The 18,883-nt window shown below is 44.8% G+C and carries 17 protein-coding genes; 13 read left to right on the top strand and 4 right to left on the bottom strand.

The annotated features are described in order from the left end of the window. Positions 1-232 precede the first annotated feature (232 nt). Positions 233-1,558, bottom strand: coding sequence for an ATP-binding protein (locus BN161_RS22910; RefSeq protein WP_044270602.1), 1,326 nt, complete (start codon positions 1,556-1,558; stop codon positions 233-235). Positions 1,559-2,003: 445 nt separating this feature from the next. Here BN161_RS22910 and BN161_RS22905 point away from each other — a divergent pair, with 445 nt between their 5' ends. From BN161_RS22905 to BN161_RS22875, 7 genes are all read left to right on the top strand, one after another. After that, on the top strand, positions 2,004-2,501 hold the full coding sequence (locus tag BN161_RS22905) for a DUF4251 domain-containing protein (protein ID WP_044270584.1): 498 nt from the start codon (positions 2,004-2,006) through the stop codon (positions 2,499-2,501). Positions 2,502-2,521: 20 nt separating this feature from the next. Further along, complete coding sequence (locus BN161_RS22900) at positions 2,522-3,340, top strand: AraC family transcriptional regulator (RefSeq protein ID WP_044270582.1); 819 nt, start codon at positions 2,522-2,524, stop codon at positions 3,338-3,340. 79 nt (positions 3,341-3,419) lie between these two features. After that, positions 3,420-3,827 carry a pyridoxamine 5'-phosphate oxidase family protein gene (locus tag BN161_RS22895; RefSeq protein ID WP_044270580.1) on the top strand — a complete coding sequence of 136 codons (408 nt, stop codon included), beginning with the start codon at positions 3,420-3,422 and terminating at the stop codon, positions 3,825-3,827. A gap of 194 nt (positions 3,828-4,021) precedes the next feature. Further along, complete coding sequence (locus BN161_RS22890; protein ID WP_044270578.1) at positions 4,022-5,350, top strand: MATE family efflux transporter; 1,329 nt, start codon at positions 4,022-4,024, stop codon at positions 5,348-5,350. A gap of 95 nt (positions 5,351-5,445) precedes the next feature. Further along, positions 5,446-6,120, top strand: coding sequence for an OmpA family protein (locus BN161_RS22885; protein WP_007213591.1), 675 nt, complete (start codon positions 5,446-5,448; stop codon positions 6,118-6,120). 137 nt (positions 6,121-6,257) lie between these two features. After that, positions 6,258-6,992: a monofunctional biosynthetic peptidoglycan transglycosylase gene (mtgA, locus tag BN161_RS22880; RefSeq protein ID WP_044270576.1), complete on the top strand. Its 735-nt coding sequence runs from the start codon at positions 6,258-6,260 to the stop codon at positions 6,990-6,992. A gap of 34 nt (positions 6,993-7,026) precedes the next feature. Next, the gene (locus BN161_RS22875) at positions 7,027-8,277 is read left to right on the top strand and encodes a type IX secretion system plug protein (protein WP_044270575.1); all 1,251 of its coding nucleotides are present in this window, start codon (positions 7,027-7,029) and stop codon (positions 8,275-8,277) included. 109 nt (positions 8,278-8,386) lie between these two features. Here the strand turns inward: BN161_RS22875 and BN161_RS22870 are convergent, their stop codons facing one another. The 3 genes from BN161_RS22870 to BN161_RS22860 form a co-directional block, all read right to left on the bottom strand. After that, positions 8,387-9,532, bottom strand: coding sequence for a cytochrome d ubiquinol oxidase subunit II (locus BN161_RS22870; protein WP_044270573.1), 1,146 nt, complete (start codon positions 9,530-9,532; stop codon positions 8,387-8,389). Between the two features lie 109 nt (positions 9,533-9,641). Next, positions 9,642-11,198: a cytochrome ubiquinol oxidase subunit I gene (locus BN161_RS22865; protein WP_044270571.1), complete on the bottom strand. Its 1,557-nt coding sequence runs from the start codon at positions 11,196-11,198 to the stop codon at positions 9,642-9,644. A gap of 65 nt (positions 11,199-11,263) precedes the next feature. Continuing rightward, the gene (locus tag BN161_RS22860; RefSeq protein WP_044270568.1) at positions 11,264-11,521 is read right to left on the bottom strand and encodes a DUF4492 domain-containing protein; all 258 of its coding nucleotides are present in this window, start codon (positions 11,519-11,521) and stop codon (positions 11,264-11,266) included. Between the two features lie 191 nt (positions 11,522-11,712). On the opposite strand from BN161_RS22860, the gene BN161_RS22855 reads away from it, so the two are divergent. The 6 genes from BN161_RS22855 (at position 11,713) to BN161_RS22830 (ending at position 18,667) form a co-directional block, all read left to right on the top strand. Further along, the gene (locus tag BN161_RS22855; protein WP_044270566.1) at positions 11,713-13,140 is read left to right on the top strand and encodes a TolC family protein; all 1,428 of its coding nucleotides are present in this window, start codon (positions 11,713-11,715) and stop codon (positions 13,138-13,140) included. A gap of 251 nt (positions 13,141-13,391) precedes the next feature. Continuing rightward, the gene (locus tag BN161_RS22850) at positions 13,392-14,612 is read left to right on the top strand and encodes an efflux RND transporter periplasmic adaptor subunit (protein WP_044270561.1); all 1,221 of its coding nucleotides are present in this window, start codon (positions 13,392-13,394) and stop codon (positions 14,610-14,612) included. Positions 14,613-14,787: 175 nt separating this feature from the next. Next, on the top strand, positions 14,788-15,534 hold the full coding sequence (locus tag BN161_RS22845) for an ABC transporter ATP-binding protein (RefSeq protein ID WP_044270558.1): 747 nt from the start codon (positions 14,788-14,790) through the stop codon (positions 15,532-15,534). Positions 15,535-15,636: 102 nt separating this feature from the next. Continuing rightward, positions 15,637-16,857, top strand: coding sequence for an ABC transporter permease (locus tag BN161_RS22840; RefSeq protein WP_044270557.1), 1,221 nt, complete (start codon positions 15,637-15,639; stop codon positions 16,855-16,857). Between the two features lie 47 nt (positions 16,858-16,904). Next, positions 16,905-17,960, top strand: coding sequence for a sensor histidine kinase (locus tag BN161_RS22835; RefSeq protein WP_044270555.1), 1,056 nt, complete (start codon positions 16,905-16,907; stop codon positions 17,958-17,960). 5 nt (positions 17,961-17,965) lie between these two features. After that, entirely contained in the window at positions 17,966-18,667 is a 702-nt protein-coding gene (locus tag BN161_RS22830) for a LytR/AlgR family response regulator transcription factor (RefSeq protein WP_044270554.1), read from the top strand. Positions 18,668-18,883 lie beyond the last annotated feature (216 nt).

The raw sequence follows: 18,883 nt of genomic DNA, 5'->3' as shown, positions 1-18,883 counted from the left end.
TGAACCGAAGATAAAGGCAGACACAATCCCGACAAGGGAAGCCAAATGTTCTTTGAAAAAAGTGCCTAATTCGTACCCCTTAAAAGATAGAGGTGCGCTAAAATATTGATTTTAAGACTTGTGAACCGCTCGGTTCAAGACCCAGCTGGATCACAGAAAAAAGCCTCTGACTTACAGGGGCTTTTTTCTTTTTGACAACAAATCCAATCTCCATTAAATCTGTCACTTCGGATCACATATCATCCATCGAGAACAAACGACTTTCTATTTCATACTTAAATAAAACTTTTTTCCGCAAAGCCTCTACCTTAAGTGTAAATAAATCTGGTTTAAAGTTTTTGGATTGTCGTTTTACTTCGGCTACTAAAGCTTTCTTCTCTTCAGCGTACAGACCTACGATATCAATCTCATCCTGGTCTTTATTATTTTTCCCTTGCCACCATGAACCAATCTCCGCAAACTCCCTACTTTCTATCATCTGCTGACGGAAATACATTTCAAGTGCCAGACCGGAGAACGTAGGATAATCCTTTTTGATAATATCAGCCAAGCATTCGTAGTTCTGTATCTCAATATAATTCTGATATTTGATGAAGTATCTGAACCAAAAACGTAAAAAGAGGTCAGAAACATCGTAGCGAACTGTTTGCGAATTCTCTTTGGAAAGTATAGGTCGTTTTTTCTTTACCAGATCGTAATCTTCTTCCAATCGCTTTAATTGGCCGCCCAAGCTTATTCCCCCCATAGCAGCTTCCATTTCCGGCAATGTATTTTTACCATTAGAAATAGCCGACAGAATTGAAAAGTAATTGCCATATTTCTTTCCAAACTCCTGTATCAACAAAGCTGTCCCTTCTGTAAGAAAGGAAGAATCCGGTTGCAACATCAAATCAACCATACTTTCCATATCGGTACAACCTCTGTCCATAAACTGCTCTATATATTTAGGCACTCCTCCTGTAAATGTATAGAGAGCCAAAAGGTCTTCCTTCACATAATCCGGCTTATGGTCTGCTAAGATTTCTTTTAAAACAGATGTTGTAAAAGGAAGAAGCTTCATAATCGTGTCAGCACGACCATACAACGGTTCTTTCGAATCTCTGAATATTTGATTCATAAGTGTATAAACCGATCCGCTGACCACAAGGTTGACATAACTCTGCTTCCTATACCGATCCCAAGTATCCTGCATCAGACTGTAAACAACCGGATTGATATAATAGAACTCTTGAAATTCATCAATAATTAAATTATATTTCATACGCATACCCAAATCCATCAGAAAACGGAATAACTCAGCAAAACTTATAAATTCGGGAACATAGATATTCAGCGACTGACGTATTTCAGCTGTGAAACCGGAACAAAGGTCTGCCTCATTGCTCCGGCTGACAAATAAATAAACCGTTGGCGTACCCTCGCAACTTTTAAAAACAAGACTGGTCTTGCCAATACGCCTACGACCTGTAAGGACTGTCATTTGAGAATGAACAGAAAAAGAAACTTGACGTACTTTTTCCAACAAAGCCAATTCCTTCTCTCGATTATAAAATCTCATAACTGATATCTTAAACGATTCAACTTTTACTCCCGTTAAACTTACCTGCATAAAGTTTACGACGGTAAAATTTAGTCGGACATCTGCAAAAGTAGCAAATAATTCAGAGAGTAAGGAATAAAAAGACATTCTTTCTTATTTTTGTGAAGTTTTTCAAACGTCAGACAGACTCTCTACCAGCAGAATTCAGGAAATAGTTTCAAAAAGTTAAATAAAAACAATCGCTCACCTTTTCCAAAAGATTTCGTACATTTGTAGAGTCTGACATTAGTGTCAGACTAATATATCTGATTTTATTATTTATATATCAAATCAGCTGAATTCTATTATGGATACTTACAAAGTCGGTCTGGATATCGGCTCTACTACCGCTAAAATAAGAGTGCTGGATAAGAGTGAGAAAATTGATTGTTAATCATATACATAACCGATAAAAAAGTATAGTATGAAAACGATTCGAATTATTTTCTCCTTATTGCTGATAACTGCAATGAGTATGCCTACTCTTTCGGCACAAACTAAGAAAGAGAAAAAAGAACTAAAGAAGCAGGCTGTTGAAAAGCTGGTCACATCCGGGAAGTATAAAATAAATGTAAGCAGAGCTCTTCCTGCACGAGGACGGTCTGTTACACTAACTTCACCGTACTCTGTGGAAATAAGAAATGATTCCGTTATATCTTATCTACCTTACTATGGGCGTGCTTACTCTATTCCTTATGGCGGAGGAGAAGGGTTAAACTTCAAAGCTCCACTCACTGACTATAAGTTGGAGTGGGACAAGAAGGAAACAGCCAAGATAAAGTTCTCTGCACGAAGTGAGGAGGATAAGTTCGATTTCAGTATAGACGTCTTCAGTAACGGATCATCTACGATATTCGTGAATATGCAGAACCGTCAGTCCATCAGTTTTCAGGGAGAACTGGATATACCGGAAGAAAAATAGCCAAATCGGGAATAAATTCAATGTATAAAGAATACCAACCCTGCGCACTACTCTCTCCCTATATAGACAAGTATTGGGAATTCAAAGGGAATCCGGAGTACGGAATGCGTATCAACATACTTCCTGATGGATGTACAGACTTTATCTTCACCCTTGGGGAAGCAACACAAGCGGTGAATAGCAGTCTGACCATGAAACCTTATCGTACTTATTTTATAGGTCCGATGAATAGCTATTCGGAATTGGTAGCGTATGCGGAAACGGTTCACATGCTAGGAGTTCGCTTCCTACCTTGCGGATTATCCCGTTTTATCCGCCTGCCACTGCACGAACTGACTAACCTGAGAATCAGTGCAGACGAAGTAACCTGCTTTTTCGATACTTCTTTTGCAGAAAGGTTATGCGAAGAAGACTGTTTAGAAAATAGGGTAAAGATCATAGAAGAATTATTTATCAAATCTCTTTATAAGCACGATTTGCCAACAGATCCGCAAATTGTATTTGCAATAGAACAAATTAACCGATATCAGGGAAAACTGCCCGTACAGTCATTGATGGAGAATATTTGTCTGTGTCAGCGACAATTTGAACGCAAATTCAAGATGAACACAGGGTATACCCCGAAAATATACAGCAGAATCATGAAATTCAAGAACGCGGTGGATTTATTAAGGGGCGCTACCAGTGACAATCTGCTCTCTACTGCTGTCCATGCAGGCTATTATGACGTGCCGCACCTCTCAAGAGAAATTAAAAGGTTATCCGGCAATACTCCCTACTCTTTCCTTTCTATTCCTCTGACAGAAGAAGATGCCACACTGACTTATGTAGAAGCATAAATGTCGTTTTTGTACAATGCAGAAATATCTCCGACTACCTATATTTGCACCATTCAATTAACAAAACAAATTCTGCATTATGGAAACTATGAGAGAAAAAGCCGCACAAATGTTGCGCGAAAGTGAAGTAGTCGTTCTGGCCTCAGTAAATAAAGAAGGATATCCACGCCCCGTACCTATGAGCATGGTTAAGTCCGAAGACATTTCAACAGTATGGATGTCAACCGGAAGCGACTCCGTGAAGACCGAGGATTTCCGCAAGAATCCGAAAGGCGGCCTATGCTTCCATGCACAGGGAAACAGTGTCTGCATGACAGGTGATGTGGAAGTAATCACAGACCAGAATGTAAAACAAGAGCTTTGGCAAGACTGGTTCATCAATCATTTTCCCGGCGGGCCGACCGATCCCAACTATGTAATACTGAAATTTACAGCAAACCACGCCACTTACTGGATTGACGGAAAGTTCATTCACAAGAAAGTTTAATGATAAAAAGATATATATATTGCAATTGAAACATTTCAAATAGGTACGGACCAGGTGTGAACAGGACCCAGTCTCCTGTTCCCTGTCTTTCATTAAGTGCCTGCAAGGACGATATAGACAGAAAAGCGATCGGCAGCATGGTTATTAACAAATAATCCGTAAATTTGCAGCCCGGAATTTAGAGACTGTAAAGAATGCAAGGAACAAAGAATCTGACTAAAGGTCCTATTAACCGCCAACTATTCAATCTGGCGATGCCCATTATGGCCACCTCGTTCATCCAGATGGCATACAGCCTGACGGATATGGCATGGGTAGGTCGTATAGGTAGTGAAGCTGTTGCCGCCGTTGGTGCAGTGGGAATATTGACATGGATGTCCGGCTCCATAGCCTTGCTAAATAAAGTAGGTTCGGAAGTCAGCGTAGGACAATCCATAGGTGCGCGCAACGAACAGGATGCCCGGCAGTTCGCTTCGCACAACATCAGTATTGCCTTGCTCATCTCCATCTGCTGGGCTGCTGGGCTATTCTTGTTTGCCAATCCCATCCTGCGTATATTCGAGCTGAAAGAGCACATCACGGAAAATGCCGTGACTTACTTGCGTATTGTCTCAACAGGGCTACCTTTCGTGTTTCTGTCCGCCGCCTTCACCGGAATATACAATGCGGCAGGACGAAGCAAAACACCCTTCTATATCAGCGGCACAGGGTTGATTATGAATATCATACTCGATCCGATTTTCATCTTCGGTTTCGGCTGGGGAACGGTAGGTGCAGCACTTGCCACATGGTTGGCCGAAGCTACGGTATTCGGTATATTCATCTATAAGCTACGCTATAAGGACGATCTGTTAGGTGGATTTCCCTTCCTGACACGTCTTAAGAAGAAGTACACCCGGCGTATATTCAAGTTGGGACTTCCGGTTGCCACACTGAATACTTTGTTCGCTTTTGTCAATATGTTCCTTTCGCGTACAGCTTCGGAACAAGGTGGACACATTGGTCTTATGGCCTTTACCACCGGAGGACAAATAGAAGCCATCACCTGGAATACTTCACAAGGCTTCTCTACCGGACTAAGCACTTTCATTGCACAAAACTATGCCGCCGGAGAGAAGTCGAGGGTAAAGAAAGCCTGGTACACTACATTGTGGATGACGTCCATATTCGGTACACTATGTTCGCTGCTGTTTATCTTTTTCGGAAGCGAGGTATTCTCTATTTTCGTACCCGAACCGGAAGCATTTCGCGTAGGTGGTGACTTCCTGCGCATAGACGGTTATTCACAACTCTTCATGATGCTGGAAATCACCATGCAAGGGGTCTTCTACGGATTAGGAAGAACGATTCCTCCTGCCATCATCAGTATATCATTCAACTATATGCGTATTCCCGTAGCACTGTTCCTGGTACACATGGGAATGGGCGTAGACGCCATATGGTGGGCTGTAAGTGCAACAACTATCGCCAAAGGAATTATCCTTACCTCGTGGTTTATATTGATAAAGAGAAAAATACTCTAAAAATGCAGAACAAAATCCCTAAACATAATAACAATATAATTGTTATATAACTAACTTTGCATTATAAACATAGTAACATTTTAAAAGAATAAAGTATGAAAAAGATTAAGATTAGTGTACTGCTATTGAGCGGTGCTATATTATTGGGAAGTTGCAGCACAATGAATAACACTGCCAAAGGTGGTGTGATAGGTGGTGGATCGGGCGCTGCTGCCGGTGCCATTATCGGTGGATTGATCGGTAAAGGTAAGGGTGCGGCTATCGGTGCAGCGGTAGGTGCAGCAGTAGGTACGGGTGCAGGTGTTGCCATCGGTCATAAGATGGATAAGAAGGCCGCCGAAGCTGCCAAAATTGAAGGCGCACAGGTAGAGAAAGTAACAGATACCAATGGTCTAGCCGCTGTAAAGGTGACTTTTGAATCAGGTATCCTGTTTGGTTTCAATTCATCTACATTGAGCAATACTTCCAAGTCTTCTCTGCGTGAACTGGCCCAGATATTGAAAGAAGACCCTACAACAGATATTGCAATCGTAGGCCATACGGATAAAGTAGGTACGTATGAAGCTAACATGAAGGTTTCAAAAGACCGTGCATATACCGTAGAGAATTATCTGCAAGATTGCGGTGTGTCTCCTTCACAGTTCAAGAAGGTGGAAGGCGTAGGCTACAATCAGTATGACGACAGCATGTCAGCCAGCCAGAATCGCCGCGTAGATATTTACATGTACGCCAGCGAGCAGATGATTAAGAATGCAGAAGCAGGCAAGTAAGCTCTATAAGCTACGAGTTACAAAAAGCTACAAGCTACGAGTTACAAGCTATAAGTGCCTTTCGGACTGATAGCGTGGCAACTTGTAGCTTGTAGCTTTTTGTAACTCGTAGCTTTTTAACATTAAAAATCACGACAATGAGTATAAAGAAAGTCTTGCGAATAGTCCGCAACCTGATACTCTTTTTCTTTATTTCCACTATTCTGGCAGTGGTGCTGTATCGCTTTATCCCTGTTTACACCACTCCCCTCATGGTAATCCGCAGCACCCAGCAACTCTTCAAAGGCGAAAAGCCGATATGGCATCACACTTGGGTTTCTTTCGATAAGATCTCCCCTCATTTGCCGATGGCAGTTATCGCTTCGGAAGATAATCGCTTTGCCACCCACAACGGCTTCGATTTCGAAGAGATAAAAAAAGCCATGAAAGAGAATGAAACCCGCAAACGGAAACGGGGTGCTAGTACTATTAGCCAACAGACCGCAAAGAATGTATTCCTTTGGCCGCAATCCTCATGGGTACGAAAGGGATTCGAAGTTTATTTCACCTGGTTGATAGAACTATGCTGGTCGAAAGAACGGATTATGGAAGTTTATCTCAACTCCATCGAAATGGGACAAGGCATTTATGGAGCAGAAGCTGCCGCCAAATATAAGTTCCATACCACTGCCGCCAAACTGACTGCGGGACAATGTGCATTGATAGCGGCAACACTCCCCAATCCGATACGTTTTGATTCGGCGCATCCGTCAGCTTACATTCTGCGGAGACAGTCGCAAATCCTGAGATTGATGAAATTGGTTCCCAAATTCCCTCCGGTAGAAAAGAAAGAAGTCAAGAAGCAGAAGACTGAGAAGAGGAAAAAGAAATAATCTGTGTATATTTGTATGCTTAATATGGTAAGGAATGAAAAAAGTCTTGTCGCTATTCTTGATTTGTATCATCTGTTGCGGGGTGCATGCCCAGCGTACAGAGGTTTATAATCAGCATATACATACGGTGCAGGTCATTGCCAACAATGATTATATGTCTCCTGCCGTCATCCGGCTGGGGGAGAATGAAACTATAGAAATATCTTTCGACCACCTGACTCACGATTACCACCGCTACCAGTACATCCTCACGCACTGCAATGCGGACTGGACACCTTCGGATCTTTCCGAAACAGAATACCTGGATGGTTTCAATGACAATCCGATAGAAGATCATGATATTTCCGTCAATACTACCCTGCCCTACACGCATTACCGTCTGACACTTCCTAACGACCAAGTACAACTGAAACTTTCGGGTAACTACCGTCTGACGGTTTATGACGATACGGAGGGAAAGCATAAACCGGCTTTCACTACCTGCTTCCGGGTATTGCAAAAGGAGGTGAACGTATCGGCACAAGTCAGCAGTGACACTGAGATAGACCGGAATAAGACACACCAGCAGGTGAGTTTTAGTATTCAGTATAAAGGATATCCTATCCGCAATCCGCAGAATGAAGTCAAAGTACACGTTTTACAGGATAATCGTACGGATAACTGGGTAACGAATCTGCATCCTTCCTATATTGGTCCCGATCAGCTACGTTACGAACATAACCGGGCCTTGATATTTCCTGCGGGAAACGAGTACCGGCGTTTTGAAATGGTGAGTACCCGCTATGCTTCGCAAGGTGTGGAGAGTATTCGTTATCATGCTCCTTACTATCATGTCACACTCCGCCCGGACGAGCCTCGCTTACTAAACTACAGTTACGATCAGGATCAGAACGGACGCTTCGTAATACGATATGACGAGGCGGTAGATAATGCTACGGAAGCAGATTACTTCTTCGTTCATTTCTCTCTGCTATGGGAGAACCCGCTAACTGAAGGGAACTTCTATCTGCAAGGAGCTTTTACTTATGATAATTTTAATGAAGAGAGTCGGTTGAAGTATAATGCAGAAACGCATGCTTATGAATGCACGCAATTGTTGAAACAGGGAGCGTATAATTATCAATACTTATATGTGGCTCCCGGTACCACCGCAGGAAGTACTGCACAGGCAGAGGGAAATTTCTATGAGACAGAGAATGAATATCTGATCCTTGTTTACCACCGGGCCTTTGGAGAAAGGTACGACAGGCTGATCGGGATGCAACAGGTGGTTTATAAAGAGTGATAGGATGATAGAGTGATAGTGGAATATTACTCTGACAACATAGTATACACACATTGTGCCGTTATCACCCTATCACTTTATCATCTTATTATTCTATCATCCTATCACCCTAATACGCGTGTCCTCCATCTTTCATTTCCTTTTCACTAATCTTATGTATATCAATACTTCTCCAAGCATAGAAGATATACGCAAGAACAAACGGAACCAGGAAGGAAACATAGAACATTACCCTCAGCGTAAACTGGCTGGAGCAACTGTTTGCCAACGTCAGTGAACTCTGCAAATCATTGGTAGAAGGATAATAAGCCGTATTATTATATCCTGCAACCAGCAACAATGCAAGTACCGCCAGCACCGTACCTATGCCCGTAAACCAGATACCTTTATCAAACTTTGTCTTCAACAAACTCTTTCCTATACCGAACAGCACCAGCACCACTCCTATCAGGAACAACACCAATACCAGCGGCATTTCGATAAAGTTCGTCAGATACTTATACGGTTCCATAAAGACTTCACCCGTCTCCGGATTCACCGCATATCCATCTGCCAACAGCGTGCGAATAACAAACGCCAGGAAGAACACCAGGAACAACACGGAATTACCTATCAACGAACGGCGGCTACGTGCCACCAGATCTTTATCATCAATATTATTAATAAAGTAAAGAGCTCCCAGAATACGAGCCAGGAAGAACACCGCCAACCCAAGCACTACATTCCATGGATTAGTCAACGCATCCAGACCATGCCAACCATTTGCCCAATGACTGATAACCGGCATCACCGTATTCGTCATATTCCCCTTATCGATATAAAACTCCGAACCGGTGAAAAACGTAGCCACCGCACCGCCCAGCAGCACCGGACCTACTACTCCATTAATCACCAGGAATGTACGGTATGTATTCTTTCCCAGCAGATTTCCCGCCTTGCTCTGGAACTCATAGCTGACAGCCTGCAACACAAAGCTGAACAGAATAATCATCCAAAGCCAGTACGCACCACCAAAACTCGTGCTATAAAACAATGGGAAAGATGCAAAGAACGCACCACCAAACGTTACCAGCGTAGTGAACGTAAACTCCCACTTCCGCCCGGTAGAGTTAATCATCATTTTCCTGTGCTCTTCCGTCTTGCCCAGGCAGAAAATAAGCGAATTACCACCCTGCACAAACAGCAGGAATACAAGAAGGGCTCCCAGCAATGATACCACGAACCACCAATATTGTTGTAGAAAAACGTAGGTCATAAGATTTATAATTTATAATTTATGGGGGATGATTTATGATTTATAGAGAATAGAATATGATTTATACCACGCCATAATTCCGCATGGCATAAATCTTAAATCATAAATCTTATAAATCTTCTCCTTCCGGTCCTTTCTTTATCGCTTTCAGCAAGATACCGATTTCGGCTATCAGCATGACGGTAAACAATACCAAGAAGATGAAGAATGTTGTCTGCACGGAGCCGACATCCAACTTTGAGATAGCTGCATTTACAGGCAGCATATCCTGTATGGCCCATGGCTGACGCCCACATTCGGCAACCACCCATCCGGCTTGTCCGGCCAAATAGCCCAATGGGATAGTCAGCAGAGCTACCCAGTGCATCCATTTCATTTTTGACAAATCCCGCTTGTATGCCAGGAATAATACCACTATAAAGAATAGTATAAAGTATCCGCCCAACATCACCATCACGCGAAATGCATAGAATGTCAGTGGCACATTAGGCACCAGGTCATTTACATCCTTAATATATCCATAACCAAAATAAGCTACATTTTCCTTCAACACCTTGGCAGCTTCCATAGCTTCGGCATCGTTATCCGCAGCCTGTGCGGCACGATAAGCTGCCAGCGCACCAATCGCTGTTTTCCCGCGCTCTATCTTCTCCTCGGCAGAAAGTGCCTGCGTTCCATCCTTCAACTCATAACCACCCTCAATAAGATCCGTGATACCGGGCACGAATCCATCCAACTTCCTTTCCGCCAATAATGAAAGCATCTTTGGTATCTCTATTCTGAATAGGAAAGGATCTTGTCCGTCATTATAAGTCTTTTTTTCAGGATTCAGCATACCGATGGCAACCAATCCGGCCCCCTGCTGTCCCTCATAATATCCTTCCATGGCAGCCAGCTTCATCGGCTGCGTCTGTGCCACCTGATAGCCCGAACCGTCTCCCGTCCATGCAGAGAGCAGGGCCGAAACTAAACCTACCCAGGCAGCTATCTTTATGCTGGACAATGCGAACTTCTTATTCCGCTTCTTCAGCAGAAACCAGCACGCCACGCCTACCACAAACACGGCACCCAGCACCCAGCCGGACAACACCGTATGGAAAAACTTATTCACCGCCGTAGGCGACAAAGCCACTGCCCAAAAGTCCACCATCTCATTTCTCACTGTATCCGGATTGAACTCCATCCCCACCGGATTTTGCATCCATGCATTTGCCACAAGTATCCACCAAGCCGAAATCGTAGCACCAAGTCCCGTCAGCCAGGTAGATGCCAGGTGAAACTTCTTGCTCACCTTGTCCCAGCCAAAGAACATGACCGCGATGAAAGTAGCCTCCATAAAGAAGGCCAGAATGCCTTCGATAGCAAGCGGCGCCCCGAAGATATCGCCCACAAACCAGCTGTAATTGCTCCAGTTGGTTCCGAACTCAAACTCCAGAATCAGTCCCGTCGCCACGCCTATGGCAAAGTTGATACCGAATAGTTTCATCCAAAACTTGGCGGTGCGTTTCCAAAACTCATCACCCGTACGATAATACATAGTCTCCATGATACCCATGATGACTGCCAGCCCCAGCGTGAGCGGCACAAAAATCCAATGATAAATAGCGGTCAGTGCAAATTGTGCCCTCGACCAGTCAATCAGAGAAGTGTCGATGTGTTCAAGCATAAGAAATCGAGTTATAGTTATTAATTGTTAGTTGCTTTACTCAGAAGTTATAAGGAGTTATTGCTTTACTCAGGAGTTAAAGGAGCTATTACTTCGCTTGGCGGATCACCAATAGCACGATGGATGAGCTCCCTGCCCACATACTCTTCTTTATCTCCGCCTACGGCCGGCGTATTCAGATAGTTTGGAAAGAAGAAAAGGCGCAATATGAAGAACATGATGAAGAGTTTCACCAGAATAATGAACCATAAGGTTCGCCCAAGTGTCATACCTCGGAAACCATCGACGTAAAAACGCCAGATTTTCAGGACTGTATTCTTCATAATAGAAAATTTATAATCATTACAAATATAAAACTTTTATATATTAAATAACAAATAAAAGGGCAAAAAGTTAGTCATCGACACAAAAAAGCATTCCGACGACGAAAAATTCAGAACTGTCTATCTCTTTTGCGGGGCATTTTCCGACACCGTATCTTCGCAAGCGTTAAACAATATAGCATAACGAAGATATGAGAAACGTAAGAAGATTGACAGTGATAACACTCTGCGTAGCAAGCGCTTGTGTCGGCAGCACGACACTGCGGGCACAGGACGCCGCTCCCATTGCATCGCAAGAGTTAACGGCATCCGATGCCGCTCCCGAAGCTGACACTGCACTTCCCGCTCAGTGGGATTTGCAGACTTGCATCGACTATGCCTTGCAACACAACATCACCCTGAAGCGTAACCGTATCAGTGCGGAAAGCGCAGAAGTAGATGTAAAAACGGCCAAGGCTGCTCTTTTTCCCAGCCTCTCGGCAAGTATCAGCCAGCGCATTGTGAACCGCCCGAACAGTGAAAGCGGTACCATCATCAGTGGCGACAACATCACCAGCAGTAGCAGTAAAACCTCGTACAACGGCAGTTATGGCATTGATGCCAACTGGACCCTTTACAACGGTAGCAAACGTCTGAACACCATCAAGCAACAGCAACTGAACAATCGCATCGCCGAGCTCAACGTTGCCGAGAGTGAAAATTCCATCGAGGAAAGCATCGCACAGATATACGTACAGATACTCTATGCCGCCGAAGCTGTGAAAGTGAACGAAAATACACTTGCCGTCAGCCAGGCCGAACGTGACCGCGGACAGCAATTGTTGGAAGCCGGAAGCATCGCCAAGAGTGACCTTGCGCAACTGGATGCACAGGTCAGTACAGATAAATATCAGTTAGTGACGGCACAAGCCACCCTTCAGGACTATAAACTACAACTGAAACAACTACTTGAACTGGATGGTGAAAAGGAAATGAACCTGTATCTGCCCTCACTGGGAGATGAGAATGTATTGATACCCCTACCCACCAAGACGGATGTGTATCAAGCAGCCCTCACTTTCCGCCCGGAGATAGAGTCGGGCAAACTGAATGTTAAGGCATCCGACCTTGACATCAGCATCGCTAAAGCGGGATATATTCCGACATTAAGCCTCAGCGCAGGTATCGGTACAACGAATGCCAACGGCAACGACTTTTCCTTCTCCGAACAGGTAAAGAATAATTGGAACAACTCACTGGGACTGACCGTAAGTATCCCCATCTTCACCAACCGTCAGACCAAGAGTGCCGTGCAAAAGGCCCGTCTGCAAAAGCAGACCAGTGAACTGGACTTGCAGGATCAGCAGAAGACTTTATACAAGACCATAGAAAGCCTCTGGCTGGATGCCAACAGCGCACAGCAGCAATATGTTGCCGCTGCCGAGAAATTGCGCAGCACACAGACCAGTTACGATCTGATTCAGGAACAATTCAATCTGGGCATGAAGAATACCGTGGAACTGCTGACAGAGAAGAATAATCTGCTCAACGCACAGCAGGAAACACTGCAAGCCAAGTACATGGCAATACTGAATGCACAGTTGCTCCGCTTCTACCAGGGCGAAGGCATACAGTTGTAACCGTATGCCATAAACGGACCTGCATGTCAGCATATTTCCCAGTAGCTCATTCGATTTCAATTCCCTGATTATCAATCATTTTAGAATAACCAGAATAAGGTAACGACTGAAATAGGATGAAGTAACGACTGAAATAGGATAAGGTAACGACTGATTTAGGATGAAGTAACGACTGATTCGGGAACAAGGTACAATGTAAAAATTAATTCAGAGATATAATATATCATTCAACGAGATAAGAAATATAAGGTATGAGTAAAAAGAAAATTATCAGCTTAGCGGTCGGAGTCATTATTGTAGCCGGCATAGCTATTTGGGCATTTGGCGGACAAGCCAAAAAGCGGAAAGTGGTATATGAGACGGCCACCGTAGACCGCGCCAACATCTCCAATTCCGTGACGGCCACAGGCACTATCGAACCGGTGACCGAAGTGGAAGTAGGTACACAGGTCAGCGGTATCATCGATAGGTTGTACGCAGACTATAACTCAGTAGTAACCAAAGGGCAGCTCATTGCCGAAATGGACAAAGTAACCCTGCAAAGCGAATTAGCATCGCAAAAGGCTACTTACGACGGTGCCAAAGCCGAATATGAATATCAACAGAAGAATTACGAGCGTAACAAAGGATTGCATGAGAAACAACTCATCAGTGATACGGATTACGAGCAAAGTCTTTATAACTACCAGAAAGCAAAGAGCGCCTTCGACAGCAGTAAAGCCTCTCTGGCCAAAGCAGAGCGCAATCTGTCCTATGCAACCATCACCTCTCCTATCGATGGCGTTGTCATCAGCCGCGACGTGGAAGAAGGACAGACAGTAGCTTCCGGCTTCGAAACCCCGACCCTCTTCACCATCGCTGCCGACCTGACACAGATGCAGGTAGTAGCCGACGTGGATGAAGCCGATATAGGCGATGTGGAAGAAGGACAGCGCGTAAGTTTCACGGTAGACGCTTATCCGAATGATGTGTTCGAAGGAAAAGTGACACAGATTCGTCTGGGAGCCACAAGCAGTTCAAGCAGCACCACTTCCACCACTACGGTAGTTACTTATGAAGTAGTCATCTCCGCCCACAATCCGGACTTGAAGCTGAAACCGAGGCTGACGGCAAACATCACTATCTACACGCTGGATAAACAAGGAGTACTGAGCGTTCCGGCAAAAGCGCTGCGCTTTACGCCTGCCGTTCCACTGGTAGGATCGAATGCAGTGGTTAAAGATTGCGAAGGTGAACATAAAGTCTGGACTCGTGAAGGTGACACATTCACTGCACACCCGGTCAGCATAGGTATCTCTAACGGAATCGTCACCGAAATTACAGGCGGTATCAACGAAGGTACACAGATAGTATCCGATGCGGTGATTAGCACAGGTGCCGAAACCACTATAGCCGAAGGACAGGGAGATGGCGAAAGAAGTCCTTTCATGCCGGGCCCTCCGGGAAATAATAAGAAAAAGAATAGTAAATGATAATTTAGCGGCTTTGCCGCTAAATTAAGTTACGAGCTACGAGCTACCAGTTACGAGTTGCTGCGCTATACTGGTGGGCGAATAATTATTCGCCCGGCTATCACGCCGAAAGGTACTTGTCACTCGTAGCTCGTAGCTTGTCACTTAATTTATTCAACGAAACAATTCCGAAACAATGAGCAAAACAGTTATAGAATTACAAAATATCCGGCGCGACTTCCAAGTGGGCGATGAAACGGTCCACGCCCTGCGTGGCGTCTCCTTCTCCATCACTGAAGGGGAGTTCGTAACCATTATGGGTACGTCCGGCTCCGGTAAGTCAACGCTGTTGAACACCCTGGGCTGCCTCGATACTCCCACCAGCGGCGAATATCTGCTGGACGGCATATCCGTACGCACCATGAGCAAGCCTCAACGCGCCATCCTGCGGAACCGGAAGATAGGCTTTGTCTTCCAGAGCTACAATCTGTTGGCAAAGACCACTGCCGTAGAGAATGTGGAATTGCCCCTGATGTACAACGCCTCCGTCTCAGCAGCCGAACGCAGGCAACGCGCCATCGAAGCCCTGCAAGCCGTGGGACTCGGCGACCGCCTGGAACATAAGTCGAACCAGATGTCCGGTGGACAGATGCAGCGTGTAGCCATCGCCCGTGCCCTGGTGAACAACCCTGCGGTAATCCTTGCCGATGAAGCAACAGGTAATCTGGATACACGTACTTCTTTTGATATATTGGTTCTCTTCCAGAAACTGCATGCCGAAGGACGTACGATTATATTTGTCACCCATAACCCCGAAATAGCTCAATACAGTAGCCGGAATATCCGTCTGCGCGACGGGCACGTGACGGAAGATACGGTGAACCCGAAAATCCTTTCAGCGGCAGAAGCTCTGGCAGCGCTGCCAAAAAGTGATGAAGACTAATAAATCAGCTACAAGCTACCAGCTACGAGTTACAAGTAGCTGCGTTATCAGGCTACAAAGCACTCGTAACTTGTAGCTTGTAGCCCGTAACTCAAAAAAACAATGAACGGAACAAACCTTTTCAAAATAGCTCTCCGCGCCCTTGCCAACAATAAGCTTCGCGCCTTCCTCACCATGCTGGGTATCATCATCGGTGTGGCGTCCGTCATCACCATGCTCGCCATCGGGCAAGGCTCGAAGAAAAGTATTCAGGCACAGATCGCGGAAATGGGTTCGAATATGATTATGATTCATCCGGGTGGTGATACGCGTGGCGGTGTCCGCCAGGATGCCTCGTCCATGCAGACACTGAAGCTGACCGATTACGAAGCACTGCGGGATGAAACCAACTTCCTGGCAGCCGTCAGCCCCAATGTATCGTCCAGCGGACAGCTCATTGCAGGAAACAATAACTATCCTGCCTCTGTAAATGGTGTAGGTACCGAATATCTCGAAATCCGCCAGTTGAGCGTAGAGAGTGGCGAGATGTTTACCGAAGCGGACATTCAGAGTGCCGCCAAAGTCTGCATCATCGGTAAGACCATTGTGGACAACCTTTTCCCGAACGGACAGGACCCTATCGGACATATCATCCGTTTCAACCAGGTGCCCCTGCGCGTAGTGGGTGTACTTAAAGCCAAAGGCTACAACTCCATGGGTATGGACCAGGACGAAATCGTACTGGCACCTTATACCACGGTAATGAAACGTATGCTTGCCGTCACATATCTGCAAGGTGTCTTTGCCTCCGCCCTCTCCGAGGATATGACGGATTATGCAACGGATGAAATCACCACCATCCTGCGCCGCAACCATAAGCTGAAAGAAAGTGATGACGACGACTTCACCATTCGCAGCCAGCAGGAACTCAGCACTATGCTGAACTCCACTACCGACCTGATGACGACACTTCTGGCATGTATCGCCGGCATCTCCCTGGTAGTAGGTGGTATCGGTATCATGAACATCATGTACGTCAGCGTGACGGAGCGTACCCGTGAAATCGGTCTGCGTATGTCTGTCGGTGCCCGTGGTGTGGATATTCTCTCGCAATTCCTGATCGAGGCCATCCTTATCAGTATCACAGGTGGTATCATCGGAGTCGTCATTGGCTGCGGAGCCTCATTCATCGTAAAGAACGTAGCCCACTGGCCTATCTACATCCAGGCATGGAGTGTATTCCTCTCCTTCGCCGTTTGTACGGTCACCGGTGTGTTCTTCGGCTGGTATCCGGCTAAGAAGGCGGCTGATCTGGACCCGATAGAGGCAATAAGATACGAATAAAAGGGATTCACTAAACGTTAATCACTAAAAATAATTATTTTTGTAACATGATTATGCAAGACTCCCAAACTCGCCGGATTGTAGAAGTTCTCATCCATATCATCGGATGGGGAATCGTTTTCGCTTTCCCGTTTCTGCTGATGAATCGTAGCGGATTTACGGTAAGCTGGGTAGACTATTTACGTCATGGCAGTGCGGTTCCGGTATCATTCCTGATCGTGTTCTACATAAACTACTGTTTCTTCATCCCTCGTTTCTTATTTGAGGGACGCATCAAGCAATATGTATTACTGAATCTCCTGCTCATACTTTGCACAGCTGTCGGCGTACACTTTTGGCAAGATTTCATCTTCCATACGTATGTGAAACCCGAAGCTCATAAACGTCCCGAACCTCCTAGTTGGATCTTCATCCTGCGAGATGTCTTCTCAATGGTTCTCACCGTAGGACTGGCCGCTGCCATCCGTATGAGTGGCCGTTGGGTAAAAGTAGAAGCCGCACGCCGGGAAGCCGAGAAAAGCCGTACGGAAGCGGAACTGAAAAACCTGCGTAATCAACTGAACCCGCACTTCCTGCTCAACACCCTGAACAACATCTATGCTCTTATCGCCTTCGACAGCGATAAAGCACAAGCTGCTGTTCAGGAATTAAGTCGCCTGCTGCGTCACGTCCTCTACGACAATCAACAGAATTTTGTCTCTCTTGGTAAAGAGATGGATTTCATCCGCAACTACATTGAACTGATGCGCATCCGCCTCTCCGCAAACGTAACCGTAGAGACACAAATAGATGTTCGTGCCGATAGTCGTACGGAAATAGCCCCGCTCATTTTCATCTCCCTCATAGAGAATGCCTTCAAACATGGTATCTCTCCCACCGAGCCCAGTTTTATCCACATCCATTTCAGTGAAAGCCCCGGTCAGGTATGCTGCGAAATAACCAACAGCTACCATCCCAAAAGCCAGACTGATAAAAGTGGAAGTGGCATAGGACTGGAGCAAGTGCGGAAACGCCTGGAATTAACTTATCCCGGCCAATATGAATGGAACCAAGGAGTAAGCGACGATGGGAAAGAATATAAATCAGTTTTAAGTATTAAGTAGTAAGTATGAATCTGACTTGTGCCATAGTAGATGACGAACCTTTAGCTTTAGATTTACTGGAAAGCTACGTCAACAAAACTCCGTTCCTGACATTGAAAGGAAAGTATTCCAGCGCCGTACAGGCTATGAAGGAACTGCCGGATAAGCAAGTGGATTTGCTTTTCCTTGATATACAGATGCCCGAACTTAACGGTTTGGAATTCTCCAAAATAGTAGATGCACATACCCGTATTGTCTTTAGTACCGCTTTTGAGCAATACGCCATTGATGGTTATAAGGTAAATGCTTTGGATTATCTGCTAAAACCTATTTCTTACGTGGATTTTTTGCAGGCAGCTAATAAAGCCGTACAATGGTTTGAACTCTTGCAACAGCCTAAAGAAGAAATAGAAAGTATATTTGTAAAAAGTGACTATAAACTGGTACAAATAGAACTTAAAAAGATACTTTATGTAGAAGGTTTGAAGGATTATGTTAAGATTTATACAGAAGATACAGCCCGGCCTATTTTATCGCTTATGAGTATGAAATCGATGGAGGGATTATTACCAACATCCCGTTTCATGCGGGTTCACAGATCTTATATTGTACAGAAAGAAAAAATAAGAGTTATTGATCGGGGACGAATTGTGTTTGATAAAACGTATATCCCTGTCAGCGATAGTTATAAACAGGTATTTCAAACCTTCCTGGATAAAAGGAGCTAAGAAATAACATTCATTTGTCGATAAAATATCCGAATCTGTCGACAAAATATAATTTCCTATTGCATATTAAAAAATGTTTTTTTACCTTTGCATCGAACAGATAAAGGAAGTTGTGAAACTTCCCCCAATAGAATAGTTTAGTTAAGTCTAGTTTAGTTTTTGTGTGAAGCACTTCCTCCGTGAGCGAACGACAGGAAGTGCTTTTTTTATTTAGGG

It is taken from the genome of Bacteroides timonensis (assembly GCF_000513195.1).
In the GTDB taxonomy this organism is placed as follows: domain Bacteria; phylum Bacteroidota; class Bacteroidia; order Bacteroidales; family Bacteroidaceae; genus Bacteroides; species Bacteroides timonensis.
Note: the sequence above shows the minus strand (reverse complement) of the source record. Positions and strands in the feature narration are given on the sequence as shown.

What these genes read in the sequence shown, in the direction of transcription:
- BN161_RS22910 (WP_044270602.1), bottom strand. Translation starts at nt 1,558, where the DNA reads ATGAGATTTTATAATCGAGAGAAGGAATTGGCTTTGTTGGAAAAAGTA.
- BN161_RS22905 (WP_044270584.1), top strand. Translation starts at nt 2,004, where the DNA reads ATGAAAACGATTCGAATTATTTTCTCCTTATTGCTGATAACTGCAATG.
- BN161_RS22900 (WP_044270582.1), top strand. Translation starts at nt 2,522, where the DNA reads ATGTATAAAGAATACCAACCCTGCGCACTACTCTCTCCCTATATAGAC.
- BN161_RS22895 (WP_044270580.1), top strand. Translation starts at nt 3,420, where the DNA reads ATGGAAACTATGAGAGAAAAAGCCGCACAAATGTTGCGCGAAAGTGAA.
- BN161_RS22890 (WP_044270578.1), top strand. Translation starts at nt 4,022, where the DNA reads ATGCAAGGAACAAAGAATCTGACTAAAGGTCCTATTAACCGCCAACTA.
- BN161_RS22885 (WP_007213591.1), top strand. Translation starts at nt 5,446, where the DNA reads ATGAAAAAGATTAAGATTAGTGTACTGCTATTGAGCGGTGCTATATTA.
- mtgA (WP_044270576.1), top strand. Translation starts at nt 6,258, where the DNA reads ATGAGTATAAAGAAAGTCTTGCGAATAGTCCGCAACCTGATACTCTTT.
- BN161_RS22875 (WP_044270575.1), top strand. Translation starts at nt 7,027, where the DNA reads ATGAAAAAAGTCTTGTCGCTATTCTTGATTTGTATCATCTGTTGCGGG.
- BN161_RS22870 (WP_044270573.1), bottom strand. Translation starts at nt 9,532, where the DNA reads ATGACCTACGTTTTTCTACAACAATATTGGTGGTTCGTGGTATCATTG.
- BN161_RS22865 (WP_044270571.1), bottom strand. Translation starts at nt 11,198, where the DNA reads ATGCTTGAACACATCGACACTTCTCTGATTGACTGGTCGAGGGCACAA.
- BN161_RS22860 (WP_044270568.1), bottom strand. Translation starts at nt 11,521, where the DNA reads ATGAAGAATACAGTCCTGAAAATCTGGCGTTTTTACGTCGATGGTTTC.
- BN161_RS22855 (WP_044270566.1), top strand. Translation starts at nt 11,713, where the DNA reads ATGAGAAACGTAAGAAGATTGACAGTGATAACACTCTGCGTAGCAAGC.
- BN161_RS22850 (WP_044270561.1), top strand. Translation starts at nt 13,392, where the DNA reads ATGAGTAAAAAGAAAATTATCAGCTTAGCGGTCGGAGTCATTATTGTA.
- BN161_RS22845 (WP_044270558.1), top strand. Translation starts at nt 14,788, where the DNA reads ATGAGCAAAACAGTTATAGAATTACAAAATATCCGGCGCGACTTCCAA.
- BN161_RS22840 (WP_044270557.1), top strand. Translation starts at nt 15,637, where the DNA reads ATGAACGGAACAAACCTTTTCAAAATAGCTCTCCGCGCCCTTGCCAAC.
- BN161_RS22835 (WP_044270555.1), top strand. Translation starts at nt 16,905, where the DNA reads ATGATTATGCAAGACTCCCAAACTCGCCGGATTGTAGAAGTTCTCATC.
- BN161_RS22830 (WP_044270554.1), top strand. Translation starts at nt 17,966, where the DNA reads ATGAATCTGACTTGTGCCATAGTAGATGACGAACCTTTAGCTTTAGAT.